This window comes from Siminovitchia sp. FSL H7-0308, assembly GCF_037980985.1.
Taxonomy (GTDB): Bacteria; Bacillota; Bacilli; order Bacillales; family Bacillaceae_C; genus Siminovitchia; species Siminovitchia thermophila.
The window spans coordinates 1408710-1423725 of sequence record NZ_CP150282.1; the positions used below are offsets into that span (position 1 = coordinate 1408710).

The 15016-nt window shown below is 43.1% G+C and carries 15 protein-coding genes; 11 read left to right on the plus strand and 4 right to left on the minus strand.

What is annotated here, in order from left to right:
- Nucleotides 1-114 precede the first annotated feature (114 nt).
- Nucleotides 115-915 (plus strand): ABC transporter ATP-binding protein, encoded by an 801-nt coding sequence (locus tag MHB50_RS06590; RefSeq protein ID WP_077110712.1) that lies wholly within the window; start codon nucleotides 115-117, stop codon nucleotides 913-915.
- A 77-nt stretch (nucleotides 916-992) separates the two neighbouring features.
- Here the strand turns inward: MHB50_RS06590 and MHB50_RS06595 are convergent, their stop codons facing one another.
- Together MHB50_RS06595 and MHB50_RS06600 are read right to left on the minus strand one after the other, a co-directional pair.
- The gene (locus MHB50_RS06595) at nucleotides 993-1610 is read right to left on the minus strand and encodes a DUF1054 domain-containing protein (protein WP_077110513.1); all 618 of its coding nucleotides are present in this window, start codon (nucleotides 1608-1610) and stop codon (nucleotides 993-995) included.
- Nucleotides 1611-2179: 569 nt separating this feature from the next.
- Entirely contained in the window at nucleotides 2180-2587 is a 408-nt protein-coding gene (locus tag MHB50_RS06600) for a hypothetical protein (protein ID WP_077110516.1), read from the minus strand.
- Between the two features lie 276 nt (nucleotides 2588-2863).
- Between MHB50_RS06600 and ruvA the strand changes: the two genes are divergently transcribed.
- The 6 genes from ruvA to yajC are packed head-to-tail and all read left to right on the plus strand — an operon-like array spanning nucleotide 2864 to nucleotide 7204.
- Entirely contained in the window at nucleotides 2864-3484 is a 621-nt protein-coding gene (ruvA, locus tag MHB50_RS06605; protein ID WP_077110518.1) for a Holliday junction branch migration protein RuvA, read from the plus strand.
- 22 nt (nucleotides 3485-3506) lie between these two features.
- Nucleotides 3507-4508: a Holliday junction branch migration DNA helicase RuvB gene (gene ruvB / locus MHB50_RS06610; protein ID WP_077110520.1), complete on the plus strand. Its 1002-nt coding sequence runs from the start codon at nucleotides 3507-3509 to the stop codon at nucleotides 4506-4508.
- Nucleotides 4505-4711, plus strand: a complete 207-nt coding sequence (locus tag MHB50_RS06615; protein ID WP_077110522.1) for a DUF2905 domain-containing protein — start codon at nucleotides 4505-4507, stop codon at nucleotides 4709-4711. Before ruvB ends, MHB50_RS06615 begins: the two co-directional genes overlap by 4 nt.
- A 3-nt stretch (nucleotides 4712-4714) precedes the next feature.
- Nucleotides 4715-5743, plus strand: coding sequence for a tRNA preQ1(34) S-adenosylmethionine ribosyltransferase-isomerase QueA (gene queA, locus MHB50_RS06620; protein WP_077110524.1), 1029 nt, complete (start codon nucleotides 4715-4717; stop codon nucleotides 5741-5743).
- A gap of 29 nt (nucleotides 5744-5772) precedes the next feature.
- Nucleotides 5773-6912, plus strand: coding sequence for a tRNA guanosine(34) transglycosylase Tgt (gene tgt / locus MHB50_RS06625; protein WP_339162766.1), 1140 nt, complete (start codon nucleotides 5773-5775; stop codon nucleotides 6910-6912).
- Between the two features lie 31 nt (nucleotides 6913-6943).
- Complete coding sequence (gene yajC / locus MHB50_RS06630) at nucleotides 6944-7204, plus strand: preprotein translocase subunit YajC (protein WP_339162768.1); 261 nt, start codon at nucleotides 6944-6946, stop codon at nucleotides 7202-7204.
- A gap of 67 nt (nucleotides 7205-7271) precedes the next feature.
- Here the strand turns inward: yajC and MHB50_RS06635 are convergent, their stop codons facing one another.
- Complete coding sequence (locus MHB50_RS06635) at nucleotides 7272-7664, minus strand: TIGR04086 family membrane protein (RefSeq protein ID WP_077110529.1); 393 nt, start codon at nucleotides 7662-7664, stop codon at nucleotides 7272-7274.
- Nucleotides 7665-8554: 890 nt separating this feature from the next.
- Between MHB50_RS06635 and MHB50_RS06640 the strand changes: the two genes are divergently transcribed.
- On the plus strand, nucleotides 8555-9217 hold the full coding sequence (locus tag MHB50_RS06640) for a DUF421 domain-containing protein (protein ID WP_339165623.1): 663 nt from the start codon (nucleotides 8555-8557) through the stop codon (nucleotides 9215-9217).
- A 445-nt stretch (nucleotides 9218-9662) separates the two neighbouring features.
- Here MHB50_RS06640 and spoVB read toward each other — a convergent pair whose 3' ends face one another.
- Nucleotides 9663-11207 (minus strand): stage V sporulation protein B, encoded by a 1545-nt coding sequence (spoVB, locus tag MHB50_RS06645; RefSeq protein WP_077110531.1) that lies wholly within the window; start codon nucleotides 11205-11207, stop codon nucleotides 9663-9665.
- Nucleotides 11208-11324: 117 nt separating this feature from the next.
- Between spoVB and MHB50_RS06650 the strand changes: the two genes are divergently transcribed.
- The 3 genes from MHB50_RS06650 to MHB50_RS06660 all read left to right on the plus strand — a co-directional run bounded on the left by MHB50_RS06650 (nucleotide 11325) and on the right by MHB50_RS06660 (nucleotide 15003).
- Nucleotides 11325-11639: a post-transcriptional regulator gene (locus MHB50_RS06650; RefSeq protein WP_339162772.1), complete on the plus strand. Its 315-nt coding sequence runs from the start codon at nucleotides 11325-11327 to the stop codon at nucleotides 11637-11639.
- A 91-nt stretch (nucleotides 11640-11730) separates the two neighbouring features.
- The gene (gene secDF / locus MHB50_RS06655) at nucleotides 11731-13998 is read left to right on the plus strand and encodes a protein translocase subunit SecDF (protein WP_339162774.1); all 2268 of its coding nucleotides are present in this window, start codon (nucleotides 11731-11733) and stop codon (nucleotides 13996-13998) included.
- A gap of 87 nt (nucleotides 13999-14085) precedes the next feature.
- Nucleotides 14086-15003, plus strand: a complete 918-nt coding sequence (locus MHB50_RS06660) for a cation diffusion facilitator family transporter (RefSeq protein WP_339162777.1) — start codon at nucleotides 14086-14088, stop codon at nucleotides 15001-15003.
- The last annotated feature ends 13 nt before the right edge of the window (nucleotides 15004-15016 follow it).

Consider the following 15016-nt stretch of genomic DNA (forward strand, 5'->3'; position numbering starts at 1 on the left):
AAAATTGTATAATGTACAATAACATATAATGGCAGATAATGAGGTCTTCCCACCAAATCAAGAAAACGAAAAAATATTTATTTTCATTAAGGTGAGGTTGGTATGATGAAAAAGATGAAAACAATGATCACATTTCAGGACGTAGAATGGAAGAGAAGTGGAAAAGATATTTTAACCGGAATTAATTGGACGGTTCATGCTGGCGAGCATTGGGGCATTTTAGGGCTGAATGGCTCGGGGAAAACATCTTTGCTTAATATCATTACAGGATACCAGTATCCTTCTTCCGGTAAAGTAACAGTGCTCGGAAACCGCTTTGGAGAAACAAGCTTGCCGGAGCTGCGAAAAGAAATTGGGTTTGTCAGCAGCTCACTTGGGCGCTTTTCCCATATATTGGAGCATGAAACGATTGAAGAGATTATTGTAAGCGGAAAATTTGCTTCTTTTGGGCTGTATGAAGAGGTTTTGCCAGATGATTGGGATAAGGCGGATAAGTTAATGGAGCAATTTCGTTTACAGTACTTGAAAGGAAAGCCATATAACCTCTTATCGGAAGGGGAGAGAAGAAGGGTATTGATTGCCAGGGCCTTAATGAATGACCCAAAAATGCTCATTTTGGACGAACCATGCTCCGGCCTGGATATTCAGTCAAGGGAAGGGCTTCTGTCTTTAACCCAGGAGATTATGGGGAATGAACGTCTTGTCATTTATGTTACCCATCATATAGAAGAGCTTGTCGAAGGGATTACCCATGTACTGCTTTTAAACAGCGGGAAAATCGTTGCCGCAGGGCCAAAGAAAGAAGTGATTTCGGATTCCTTATTATCTCAAACATTTGAAATCCCGGTACATGTCCGCTGGGAAGATGAAAGGCCATGGCTTTCTGTTAAAAAAACAGTGAAAAATCCAATGTAATGCCCTCTATTCAATAGACAACAATTACACACCGGAGTCCATATGAGCATAGGACTCCGGTTGTTGAATGTCCATATTTATTTGTACGCTAATCTATAGATCGGAATGAGTGTATCAAATGTATTTTTCACCATTTTGATCAATCCTTCTCCATCTTTTAGGAGCGGATCGCCTTTTAAAATGTGTTTTCCTATGAGAAATTCAGCTTTTTTCACATCGCGGAAACGTTTGAGCGCTTTTTCCAAGTCAATCTCATCCATGGACGCAGCTTCTTTTTTCATATGGTCCATGGAAATAACGAAATCCTTTGGGGTTTTTTGTTTGATGTCATCGATATGCTGTAAAAATGTTTGGGCGATTTCTTGTTTGTTCGGCAGCTCGTAAATAAAAGCGAGCCAGATAAAGACAAAATCATCGAATAGGCCCACTTGAAAATGAGGGTGCTTTTTGTACCCGCGCTTATTGGCTGCTATCGCCAACCAAGTATCTTTGGGTGGATTGACGGTTCTTCGAGCATGTTTGGCAATATGTAAAAACATTTCCGTTCCTAATTTTGCCGATAGATCATCTGTAAGTTCTTGTCCCAATGCTCGAAATTTGGGCCTGATCCGCTCCTCTATCGCTTCCATTCGCTCATCCAAACCTTCAACTTGAAAGGTTTCAAAGTCACTGTCTACAAAACCGGTAAAACGCATCAAAGACAAACTTCCTTTCATTTTTTATGTTTAGTGTACCAAATTTGCCGGACGATATGATATAGGTTGATTTGAAATAAATGATGGTTCCATTTGTGGACTCAGTATGTTCGTTGAAGTTTCGCTTTAGATTTGTGGATTGCAGCACATATTCATGTAGAAGGAAAATCTATCGAATTACGTTTGACATGTATGACAAGTGGGATAATACTAGGAATATTCTTCTGCGTTTTTCAGGATAATCCTGAAACCATTTCCCCGCAAAACTCCCGCTATGCGCTTGTATTGTTCTTGAAAAAGATGCCAAAGCGGATGCGACTTCATTTACAAGGCGAAACCTATAAAGAGGCCATTCGCAAAACCTGGGGGACCTATATTTTTTCCGACCTCTGAAGAGCGGCTACAAATGGCTTCCATTTCAACCCAGTTTGTGAATAGTTAGGATTGTGAAATTCCTGCCTGTACAACCTAAAAGGGTGGCTCCAGTTATTAACAAAGGGCTCGATAGGGAATCCAATTTAAAAACCATAAAAACAAGGTTTGGAGCTGCTGCCAAACCTTGATCAGGCCTATCGGCCGCGCTTTTCAAACGGGTCCGTTTCTTCCTCATATTCTTTTCTCATCTCTTGGATTTGGCTGTCGTCCTTGTTTTTTTCAATTGGCTTTCCCGGAAGGCGGCGATCCCGGCTTTTTTGATGATCTGGTTGGAAGCTGGCTGCGGCTTGTCCATTGTCCACTTGTATCTTAGCGGTTTTAATCGGCCTCTTTTCTGTTGTTAGCATAACCGTTCTTCCCATATCGTGATCAACATCGACTAAAACGAATAGTCTTCTCGATTTGAATTCCCGGTAGTAGTGGTCCACTTCATCTTTTGTCCATCCCGATTCGTATAAATGTTTTTTCCGAAAGTCGTGTAAGCGGTTAATTCCGGTACTCTCCCTTACCTCCTTTGCTTTTTTATCATCCATCGTGATCATGTGGATATCGTCCTTCCCAATGCCGTTATGCATCAAGGACTGGATTTGTTGAACAGCTTCAAAACTGGAGACAAAGATACCCGCGACATTTTTTTTTCATGTATAATGGCCTCCTTTGATGAGTGATCAACCACAATGGGGATTGAATACTTTTTACCCTCTGCTTTTATGATTAAACCGCCGAGGATGAAATATTAGAACGTATGTTGTTTTTTTATAAAAGAAAAGAGATTTATATGTTACAATGATGGGTAGCATGAAAGAGGAGAGAATCGCTTGTACGCATATATTAAAGGAACAGTAGAGCTCGTTGGGCCGGAATATATAGTTGTAGAATGTAATGGAATCGGGTATCAAATATTAACACCGAATCCGTTCGTTTTCTCGGGTAAAAAGGGTAAAGAATTGACCATTTATACATATCAACATGTTCGCGAAGATTTAATCGCACTGTACGGTTTTGAAACACAATTGGAAAAGAAAATGTTTAAAAAGCTGATCAGCGTATCGGGGATCGGTCCTAAAGGGGCGATGGCCATTTTGGCTTTCGGAGAGCCCGAACAAGTCGTCCGTGCGATCGAAAATGAGGATGAGAAATTTTTGACGAAATTTCCCGGTGTCGGCAAAAAGACCGCCAGGCAAATGATTTTGGATTTAAAAGGAAAACTGGAAGACATCTTGCCGGAATCATTGGAAGCAGAGCCCGGACCGGTGAAAAAAAAGACGATAGCAGCGGAACAAGCTTATGGCGAAGAATTGGAAGAAGCGCTGCTGGCCTTGGCGGCCTTGGGATATTCGGAACGGGAATTGAGAAAAATCAGCACGCAACTCGGGAAAGAAAAAATGACTACCGATCAATACATTAAACGCGCACTGCAAATGCTCATGAAACAGTGAACCGGAAAGGAGCAAATGAGAGATGGAGGAGAGAGTGCTTTCCAGTGAAGCGATGGATCATGATATTTCTTTTGAGCAAAGTCTCCGACCACAAATGCTTTCCCAATATATCGGCCAAGACAAATTAAAGAATAATTTGGAAGTATTTATAAAAGCGGCTAAAATGAGAAAGGAAACGCTTGACCATGTATTGTTGTACGGCCCTCCGGGATTGGGAAAAACGACACTCGCAACCGTTATTGCAAACGAAATGGGTGTGGATATCAGAATGACTTCCGGACCGGCGATTGAACGTCCGGGAGACCTTGCGGCGATCCTGACCTCACTTGATCCTGGTGAAGTATTGTTTATTGATGAGATTCATCGTCTCCCTAGGGCGATAGAAGAAGTGTTATACCCCGCGATGGAAGATTATTGCCTCGATATCGTCATAGGAAAAGGCCCGGAAGCACGTTCCGTACGCCTCGATTTACCTCCATTTACACTTGTCGGTGCGACAACAAGGGCAGGGGCTGTATCCGCTCCATTGCGTGACCGGTTTGGCGTTTTATGCCGATTGGAATATTATACAATTGAGCAACTAACAGCTATTGTTATAAGAACTGCCGAAATTCTCGATACTGATATTGATGGGGATGGGGCTGTTGAGATTGCCAAGAGATCGAGGGGAACACCGAGGATTGCCAACCGCCTTCTTCGCAGGGTGCGTGATTTTGCGCAAGTCCGATCTAATGGTGTGATCACGTTTGCGTTGGCGGATGAAGCCCTAGAGCTTTTGCAGGTCGACAAATTGGGACTCGATCAAATTGATCATAAATTATTAAGAGGAATCATTGAAAAGTTCAGGGGAGGCCCCGTAGGCATTGATACGATTGCGGCCAGCATTGGAGAAGAGCCGACTACGATAGAAGATGTGTACGAGCCATATTTGCTTCAAATCGGTTTCTTACAAAGAACCCCGCGAGGGCGAATGGTGACCCATCAAGTATATGAACATTTTCAAATGGAGGTGCCTTGCGAGTGAGCGGGATGGCAAAGCTGTTAATGATTGCGGGGGCTAGCATTTTTATCATTGGCTTCCTGATCCAGTTTTTAAAGCTTGGCAAACTTCCAGGTGATATCGTCATTAAAAAGGGCAATACAACATTTTTTTTCCCATTAATGACCTCTATCATTATCAGCATTCTGTTATCTGCTATTTTTTATGTGATGGGGAGGCTTAAATAAGTTTTGAAGATTGATGAATTTGATTTTGAACTGCCCGAACGATTAATCGCCCAGGTTCCTCTGCAAAACAGGGATGAGAGCCGATTGATGGTGTTAAACAGGCAGACGGGAGAAGTGACGCATGATGCGTTTCGGCATATAACTGCCTATTTACAAAAAGGCGACTGCCTAGTTTTAAATGACACGAAAGTGCTCCCAGCAAGGCTTATGGGAGAAAAAACGGATACACGGGCGAATGTGGAAATTCTTTTATTAAAGCAGGTGGAAGGCGATTGCTGGGAAACGCTTGTCAAGCCTGCAAAGCGAGTGAAGATTGGCACTGAGATTGCCTTTGGCGGCGGGAAGTTAAAGGCCGTCTGTACGGGTATCCAGGATCACGGTGGGCGGTTGTTTGAATTCATTTATGAAGGAATTTTTTACGAGATATTGGATGAATTGGGTAAAATGCCTCTTCCGCCTTATATAAAAGAACAGTTGGATGATCAAAGCAGATACCAAACCGTGTATGCTCGTGAACAGGGTTCTGCGGCCGCCCCTACTGCGGGGCTCCATTTTACCGAAGAAATGTTGGAGGCCATCAAGGCGCTCGGCGTTCATGTTGTGTTTATTACGTTGCATGTCGGGCTCGGAACGTTTCGTCCCGTGAAAGTGGAGGATATTGAAAAGCATGATATGCACGCGGAATTTTATCGCATGAGCGAAGATGCGGCCGCCACTTTAAATCGTGTTCGAACAGAAGGGGGCAGAATTATCTCTGTTGGGACAACTTCTACACGAACGCTTGAAACGATTGCCGGGCAGAACGAGGGCCGTTTTGTGCCCGGGAGCGGTTGGACCGATATCTTTATTTATCCGGGGTACCACTTTCAGGCGGTTGATGGCATCATTACGAATTTTCATCTGCCCAAATCAACATTGATCATGCTGGTAAGCGCATTTGCCGGACGTGAGTCGGTGTTACGAGCTTACCGTTGCGCAGTTAAAGAAAAATACCGCTTTTTCAGTTTCGGCGATGCGATGCTGTTGATATAAATTCCATCATTAGAAAGGAGCAAGATTTTTTGCCTGCGATTACGTATGAATTAATAAAGACTTGCAAACAGACAGGCGCTCGACTCGGAAGGATACATACACCCCGCGGCTCATATGAAACACCCATGTTTATGCCGGTCGGAACGCTGGCGACGGTCAAAACAATGAGTCCGGAAGAACTGAAGGAAATGGGGGCCGGAATCATTCTGAGCAATACGTACCACCTTTGGCTGCGGCCGGGGCATGATATTGTGAAAGAAGCCGACGGTCTTCATCGGTTTATGAATTGGGATCAAGCGATCTTGACCGACTCGGGCGGATTTCAAGTTTTTAGCTTAAGCGAATTTAGAAAAATTGAAGAAGAAGGCGTGCATTTTCGGAATCATTTAAACGGCGACAGGCTGTTTCTTTCTCCGGAGAAGGCGATGGAAATTCAAAATGCGCTTGGATCAGATATTATGATGGCCTTTGATGAATGTCCTCCGTATCCGGCTACATATGAGTATATTCATAAATCGGTGGAGCGCACCTCTCGTTGGGCGGAAAGATGCCTAAATGCTCATAGGCGTCCAGAAGATCAGGGTTTGTTTGGCATCGTTCAAGGGGGAGAATTTGAAGACTTGCGAAAAATGAGTGCAAGGGATTTAGTATCCCTCGATTTTCCGGGATACGCGATAGGAGGTCTGTCTGTCGGGGAACCGAAGGATGTGATGAACCGGGTATTGGAGTTTACGACACCCCTTTTGCCGGATAATAAACCGCGCTATCTAATGGGAGTGGGCTCGCCTGATTCTCTCGTTGATGGAGCCATCAGGGGAATCGACATGTTTGACTGTGTGCTTCCGACGCGGATTGCGAGGAACGGTACCGTCATGACGAGTACTGGACGGCTTGTCATTAAAAATGCTGTCCATGCACGGGATTTTGGGCCTCTCGACCCCGATTGCGACTGCTATACATGCCGAAATTATTCGCGGGCTTACATCAGGCATTTAATAAAGTGCAATGAAACTTTCGGAATTAGGCTTACGACTTACCATAATCTCTATTTTCTGTTAAAATTGATGAAGCAAGTCAGAGATGCGATTCAAGATGACCGTCTCGGTGACTTCAAAGAAGATTTTTTTGAGCGTTACGGATTCAACCGTCCGGACGCAAAAAATTTCTAATATTGATGATAAAACGAAAGGGGGAAGATAAATGCAAACGCTCGTAAATGTATCACCGTTTATTTTGATGTTCGTTCTTTTTTATTTTTTGCTGATCAGACCGAACCAAAAACGGCAAAAAGCGATCCAAACAATGCAAACTAACCTGAAAAAAGGGGACAAAGTGATCACTATTGGCGGCCTTCATGGAACGATTGATGGAATCGATGAAGGAAAAGTCGTGATTTTATGCGGCGACGGAAGCCGGCTTACATATGATCGCAATGCTATCCGGGAAGTTGTGGATGCATAGAAGTCTAAAAAAAGAAGCGTGTCGGTGCACATAGACCATGCTTCTTTTTTTATGGCGCTATTTTGTTTCAATAATCCTGATGAGAACCTCCCATGAGATTGACGCCCAAAACGCCTCCCATCATGGCGGTCAATGTATAGCAAGTAAAATAAACAAGTTGTTCCAAAGAAAATATCGAGCCGTGTCCCAAATATTGGTATAAGAAAATGATGAGGCTGTACAAAAGGCCTGTTGCTCCTCCTAAAACCCACCCTTTATGCTTACCTTTGCCCCCGCAAATAAACCCTCCCGCAAACACACTAAAAAAAGAAATAATCGTTACCAACAATTTAATGGATTTTTCTTGGGTATCTGTAAAAGTTAAAATGAGAGAAAAAATCAAACTGAAAATAACAGCAAGCAAGAAGATCGTAAAGACCCCGTATATAACGGAAACGCCAAACTTTTTAATGTCGATCATTTCTCACTCCTTTCCTTTAAGCATGGGGAAATGACGCCTGTCCCTTTTTACAACATATTCAAGAAATGGTTTTTTAGAATGTTTTCCTGCATGTTGTCCCGCATTAACTGTCTGTAAGATCCCCATTATGAGAAATCACTGTAAGATGGAAATATCAAATAGGGGATCAACATCCAGTAAATGCCCGATTGGCTTAACTAACAATCATCGGCTAAAAGCATGCGCTGATTGAAGTTTCGCTATATCCCGCATTAACTGTCTGTAAGATCCCCATTATGAGAAATCACTGTAAGATGGAAATATCAAATAGGGGATCAACATCCAGTAAATGCCCGATTGGCTTAACTAACAATCATCGGCTAAAAGCCACCGCTGATTGAAGTTTCGCTATATCCCGCATTAACTGTCTGTAAGATCCCCATTATGAGAAATCACTGTAAGATGGAAATTTCAAATAGTGGATCAACATCCAGTAAATGCCCGATTGGCTTAACTAACAATCATCGGCTAAAAGCATGCGCTGATTGAAGTTTCGCTATATCCCGCATTAACTGTCTGTAAGATCCCCATTATGAGAAATCACTGTAAGATGGAAATATCAAATAGGGGTTCAACATCCAGTAAATGCCCGATTGGCTTAACTAACAATCATCGGCTAAAAGCCACCGCTGATTGAAGTTTCGCTATATCCCGCATTAACTGTCTGTAAGATCCCCATTATGGGAAATCACTGTAAGATGAAATATCAAATAGGGGATCAACATCCAGTAAACGCCCGATTGGCTTAACTAACAATCATCGGCTAAAAGCATGCGCTGATTGAAAGTTCCCTTTAATCCCCCCGTTGTTCAAATGATTCAAATAAGGTTTAAAAGGAGCGATAAAACTTGATGGACATTGCAGTTATTATCATGCGAACGATCATCTTGTACGGTCTCATTCTTGTCATTTTCCGCTTAATGGGCAAAAGGGAAATTGGGGAATTAAGTGTACTTGATTTGGTCGTTTTTATCATGATGGGTGAAATGGCCGTTATCGCGATTGAGCAACATGATGATCCCATTATGCATACGATTGTCCCTATGATCGTGTTGCTGCTCATCCAAATCGGTATGGCATATGGATCATTAAAAAGCCAAAAGTTTCGAAATTTGATTGATGGAAAGCCGTCCATCATTATTCAACACGGTAAAATTGACGAAAGAGAGATGAGAAAGCACCGCTATAACTTTGATGACCTACTCATGCAGCTTCGTTTAAAGGATATTCGTAACATCGAGGATGTGGAGTTTGCCATTTTAGAGACATCAGGGGAATTATCGGTATTTAAGAAAGGAAACAAGCAAAAGAAAAAGCATGGTTCATTTACCATTCCGCTGATCGTAGAAGGAAAAGTACAGCAGCAAGGACTACAAGAAACGAAGCAAACTGAACAATGGCTCAAAAGGGAATTAAGGAAAAGGGGACATGAAAACATCGAAGACATTCTTTTTTGCAGTTATCAAGATGGTCAATTTTTTGTAGATTATTTTGACGAAAAAAATAATAAATAATTCTATTTTGCTTTAACAGGAAGGGAATCACCATTTCAATAGTTTGAGGGAAGACGGGTATGGCCAGTGGAGAACAGTTAACAATTAGTAGGAGCATGCCTACTGATTGAAGTTCCCCTTTGTTACGGGGTATAACTTCCATCTCAATGAAGGTAGGTGGGAGCAATTGGCCATAAAGTCTAGATTGGTTTGAGTTGACAGGAAAAGAAAAACTTTGGTAGCGATACATCCCATGTGTTTCAAGGATGGCGCGACGTATGGTTGTATGAGTGCAAGCTGCTCCCAAGAGAAGGAAAGCTTTCCATAGCATCATCATCGTGCGTAGAAAAAGCGCAGGCTTCAAGGCCTCCGCTTCTGAGCTTGCCAACAGGGCGTTTGCCTTTGTCCTGTTGCTCTTCAATGGCATAACCCGCGTCTTTCAGTCCTAATCTCCACTGATGGCACTTTATTTGAAGATCGCTCCGATGATCGGAATCTTTTGCATATCGCTTTTTGTCGCCAGCTTTAAAAAAAATAATAGGGCGCAGTAGATGAGCGATGTCATGCTGATGCCGATACAAAGCTTTAACATCATGGGCTCGATTGTTAACAACTCATAACAAATTTTTCCGCTCCATCCTGATAAAATTGCTGCTAACAAAAACTTGAAATAATCATTTATATAAACTGTAAATTGGACTTTTTTCAGAGCTGTCGCGTAATGGAGGATCGTTACCAACACGGTTCCCGCGGCTATTCCCAACGCTGCCCCGTTAATGCCGAATTCCGGCCTTGTAGCTAAAACATAGATGACGGCGAGCTTGACGACGGCGCCGATCATACTATTGATCATGGCGGCTCTTGCCAAATCAAGTGCCTGCAAAATGGCTTGTAATGGTCCTTGATAATATTGAAAAATGAAGAAAGGAGCCATTAATTTAATAAAATAAGCTCCAGTGACAGACCCGTAAATCGTGGCCATTAATGGTTCGGCAAACGTAAATAACACAACTACAGACAATCCTCCGGTCAAAAGCGCAAAGCGCAATGCCTGCTGAAGTCGGTGTTCTACCAGTTTATAATTTCGTATAATATTCGCCTCACTGATGGCGGGGACCAGTGAAGTAGCCAAAGCAAAAGTGATAAAAGAGGGAAGTGTAAGCAAAGGAAGGGCATAACCTGTCAACAGACCGTATTGTTTTGTTGCCACTCCCGCCGCAATGCCGGCAATCAGCAAGCTTTGGGAAACAACAATCGGCTCAAAAAACCAGGATAACGAACCGATCATCCGGCTTCCGGTCGTCGGAATGGCGACACCCATCAGCTCGGATAATGTTTTTCTTCCGGCTTTTAGCCCTTCTAGAAAGTTTCGTCGCACCGGGAACTTCTTTTTTACTTTAAAGACGGTAAATAAATAACAAAGAGAAATCAATTCACCAATTACCGAAGCAACCATTGCCGCTGCGGCGGCATATTCGACGCCATGTGGAAGAAATGCTTTTGTCATTACTGCTATTAACGTAATTCTAGTAAGCTGTTCAATTACTTGGGAGACGGCAGAAGGCTTCATATTTTGTTTTCCCTGAAAATAGCCCCTGATGACCGAAGAAATGGCGATGATCGGAATGATAGGGGTAATGGCGACAAGCGGATAGTAAATTCTTTGGTCAGTGAATAACGTTTCTGACAACTGTGGAGCCAGCAAGATCAGGGCCGGAGTAAAAATAAGCGATAATGTTCCGGTCACTGACAGGGAAACGACAAGAATGTTTTTAATTTTTCTCTGATCTCCGCGCGCATCCGCCTCGGCAACCGCTTTTGAAATCGCTACCGGGAGCCCGAGCTGGGTAATGGTAATGACGAGTACAAGTGTGGGGTAAGCCATCATGTACAGGCCGACACCCTCTTCTCCGATCAGCCGCGCGATGACAATTCTATTAATAAAGCCTAGGAGCCTTGTAATCAACCCGGCAGCCATTAATATCATCGTACCCTTTAAAAACTTTGACATTTGTTTCCCTGCCTTCTCAAAAATGGTCAATTGGATTACAATAAAGTATATGCAAGATATGGGACAAAGCATGACAAGTTCTCGTCTTATCGCCTTGCAAAGAAAGGTGGCCAAAGAATGTCCAAAGATAAACATATATACGATGATTATTTCCATATATTAAGCCCGGCTTTGTCGAGTAAAGCGGAGGAATTTGAAATCCTCGGTTATGACAGGGTCAGTGAAGAAGATATTTGGCATTTTCTCAAACAAAAAAGATGGAAAAATCCAAAGGAAGGGATACGTATATACGAGCTTTTCTCCGATATCATGTCGGTAAAGCCGGGCGACTATATGAATTATGCAACTGTAGAAGCCTTTCGATCTCCTGATCTTCTGAAAGATTTGGACAACGAGGATTTGCAACAATTACTTGGAGACAAAGAGTCTTAATTGACAGTTGATTTTTCTTGATTCATAATTTAATTTGGAAGTTTTTTCATTTCTTGAAGGTTTTTATTCCCGAGGGAGGACTTATATTTAAATGGTAAAAAGAAGCAGGATTCTCGCCTTTTTTCTAATCATCATTTGCTTGGCGGGTGTTACCGGATCAACTACAAACAATATCATCAATGACATTAAGCTTGGCCTCGATCTCCAAGGCGGATTTGAAGTTCTATATGAAGTGGAACCTGCCAAAGAAGGCCAAAAAATTACCCGTGAAACGCTTGTCCATACTACGGATGCGTTGAATCGGCGTGTTAACGTGCTTGGGGTAAGCGAACCAAATATACAAATTGAGGGAAATGACCGTATCAGGGTTCAACTGGCAGGTGTGGAAGACCAAAATCAGGCGCGGGAAATTCTTGGCACCCAGGCTACTCTCACATTTCGTGATGTAAATGACAATGTGATGCTGGATGGGGCGGATCTTGTTGAAGGAGCCGCCAAGATGAGCTTTTCTCCTGATTCAAACCAGCCGATCGTTCTTGTGCAATTAAAAGATAAAAAGAAATTTAAAGAAGTCACCGAAAAAATCTTGAGCATGGCGCCGAACAACCAGCTTGCGATTTGGATGGACTTTGAAGAAGGCGTCGACTCTTATAAAGAGGCGTCCACAAATGGCAATCAGAAACTGTTGTCTGCCCCAAACGTCAACCAGGTGTTCAATCAGACGGATGTTTCGATTGAAGGAAGCTTTACAAAAGAAGAAGCTGAAAATCTTGCCAACTTGTTGAATGCAGGAGCTCTCCCTGTCAAATTAAATGAGGTGTATTCAACATCGGTAGGAGCCCAATTTGGTGAACAGGCAATGGATAAGACGGTTACCGCCGGCCTGATCGGGATTGCGATCATTTTCCTGTTCATGATATTTTATTACCGTTTTCCGGGTGTCATCGCGACGATTACGTTATCAATTTATATATATTTGATTTTACTTGTATTCTCATTAATGAACGGAGTGCTGACTCTTCCGGGAATCGCGGCATTAATTCTCGGAGTCGGAATGGCGGTGGATGCCAATATTTTGACGTATGAGCGATTGAAAGAAGAGATCAAACTGGGACGTTCACTTCGTTCCGCTTTTAAGGCAGGCAACAAACAGTCTTTTGTCGCCATTTTGGACGCAAATATAACGACCTTGTTGGCGGGAGCTGTACTCTTTTACTTTGGGAATAGCTCGGTAAAAGGATTTGCAACGATGCTTATTTTGAGCATCGTGATGAGTTTTCTGACGGCAGTTTATGGTTCCAGGCTTTTGCTTGGCCTTTGGGTTAACAGCAAATTTCTCAACAAAAAACCGGGCTGGTTTGGCGTAAAAAAATCAGAGATCCACGATTTGGCGGAAAACCTCACGGCATATGACTTAAAAACACCGTTTGACTTTTTTGATTTTGTTCAAAACAGAAAGAAATTTTACGGAGTGTCCATCGTATTGTTATTGGCGGGCGCGATCGTTCTCGGGATATTTAAATTGAACCTGGGAATTGATTTTTCAAGCGGAACCCGGATAGAATTTAATGCGGGCAAACCGCTAACGACGGAAGAAGTGAAGTCGGAATTGGCTTCTGCGGGTATTGAAACAGATGATATCGTCCTGTCGGGCGCCGATCAGGAAATAGGTGTTGCCCGCTATAAAGGTGTCATGACAAATGAAGAAATAGCCCAATTGAAAGATCACTTCAGTGATAAATACGGTTCCGAGCCAAATGTAAGTACCGTTTCTCCGACAGTTGGCAAGGAATTGGCCAAAAATGCGTTATTTGCCCTTGCGATTGCGGCCGTTGGCATCATTATTTATGTATCGCTCCGATTTGAGTTTTCGATGGGGTTGTCGGCAGTCCTTGGACTGGTCCACGATGCTTTTTTCATCATTGCGTTTTTCAGCTTGACGAGGTTTGAAGTGGATATTACTTTCATTGCCGCCGTCTTGACCATTGTAGGTTATTCGATCAATGATACGATTGTCACATTTGACCGGATCAGGGAAAATATGCGGGCGAAAAAACGACTCCGGACTGAGGAAGATATCGCGGAGGTCGTCAACACCGGACTCCGGCAAACATTAACGCGTTCGATCAACACTGTTTTAACGGTTATTGTGGCAGTTGTCGCGCTGCTTATTTTTGGTAGTGAATCCATCAGGGGCTTTTCACTCGCATTGCTGGTGGGACTGATTGCAGGAACCTATTCATCCATTTTTATCTCTGCACAGCTTTGGTATGACTTGAAAGTAAAAGAGTTAAAGAAAAAAGGACCGATCGTTACGGTAAAAGAAAAAAAGAAATGGTCGGATGAACCGCAAGTTTAATGTTTACTCGAAAAAAGCCGCTCATTGCGGCTTTTTTCGTTTAAAAGGGCAGAATAGTATGAGCAGGGTAAAAAAGGAGAATTGTGTATGGAAGTAAACCGGCGCTTTCAGCAGGCAGAGTTTGCCGCCTGGATTGGGATTATCGTCAATATATTGTTAACGATTGTAAAAGGGGTCATCGGGCTGCAGTCACAAAGCAAAGCCCTTATAGCCGACGCCGTTCACTCGGCATCAGACATTGTCGGTTCACTGGCGGTATATGTTGGGCTCCGTGCGGCGAAACAGCCGCCTGATGAGGAGCACCCCTACGGCCATGGCAAGGCCGAATCGATCGCCGCCATCATCGTTGCCATCCTATTGTTTCTTGTAGGGCTGCAAATTGGAAAATCATCATTATCTTCTTTTTTTAACCCCGTTGAAGCCCCCGGAGGGCTGGCGATTTATGCTGTTGTAATATCCATTGTTGTAAAGGAAGCCCTGTTCCGCTATAAATATCGCCTTGGCAAAAAACTGAATAGTGAAGCGCTCATTGTCAATGCATTTGAGCATCGTTCCGACGTTTATTCTTCGCTGGCGGCTTTGGTCGGGATTGGTGCCTCTCTGCTGGGAAAATACTTTCAAATAGACTGGCTCGTTTACGGCGACCCGGTGGCAGGCTTGGTTGTTTCCTTGATGGTCGTCTGGCTGGCGTGGAAACTCGGCTCTGAAGCAATATATAATACATTGGATCACGTGCTGGATGAAGAGGAAACGTTTGAATGGAGAAATATCATTTCGACTGTTCCCGAAGTGAAAAGAATTGATGAACTGTATGCGAGGAAATACGGTTATTACGTCATTATTGATTTAAAAATCGCGGTTGATCCGAACATGACTGTTGCGGACGGCCATCGTGTTGGAAAAAAGGTGAAGAAATTGCTTCTGGAGCACCCGGGTGTCCATAATGTCTTCATGCATATTAATCCGTTTTATGTTGCGGAGGATCGTAGCACAAAAGATCATTAGTCCTTTGAAGAAG

Coding starts and splice junctions, on each gene's coding strand:
- MHB50_RS06650 (WP_339162772.1), top strand. CDS start 11,325: ATGTCCAAAGATAAACATATATACGATGATTATTTCCATATATTAAGC.
- secDF (WP_339162774.1), top strand. CDS start 11,731: ATGGTAAAAAGAAGCAGGATTCTCGCCTTTTTTCTAATCATCATTTGC.
- ruvB (WP_077110520.1), top strand. CDS start 3,507: ATGGAGGAGAGAGTGCTTTCCAGTGAAGCGATGGATCATGATATTTCT.
- MHB50_RS06590 (WP_077110712.1), top strand. CDS start 115: ATGAAAACAATGATCACATTTCAGGACGTAGAATGGAAGAGAAGTGGA.
- MHB50_RS06600 (WP_077110516.1), bottom strand. CDS start 2,587: ATGATCACGATGGATGATAAAAAAGCAAAGGAGGTAAGGGAGAGTACC.
- yajC (WP_339162768.1), top strand. CDS start 6,944: ATGCAAACGCTCGTAAATGTATCACCGTTTATTTTGATGTTCGTTCTT.
- MHB50_RS06635 (WP_077110529.1), bottom strand. CDS start 7,664: ATGATCGACATTAAAAAGTTTGGCGTTTCCGTTATATACGGGGTCTTT.
- MHB50_RS06640 (WP_339165623.1), top strand. CDS start 8,555: ATGGACATTGCAGTTATTATCATGCGAACGATCATCTTGTACGGTCTC.
- spoVB (WP_077110531.1), bottom strand. CDS start 11,207: ATGTCAAAGTTTTTAAAGGGTACGATGATATTAATGGCTGCCGGGTTG.
- MHB50_RS06660 (WP_339162777.1), top strand. CDS start 14,086: ATGGAAGTAAACCGGCGCTTTCAGCAGGCAGAGTTTGCCGCCTGGATT.
- MHB50_RS06595 (WP_077110513.1), bottom strand. CDS start 1,610: ATGCGTTTTACCGGTTTTGTAGACAGTGACTTTGAAACCTTTCAAGTT.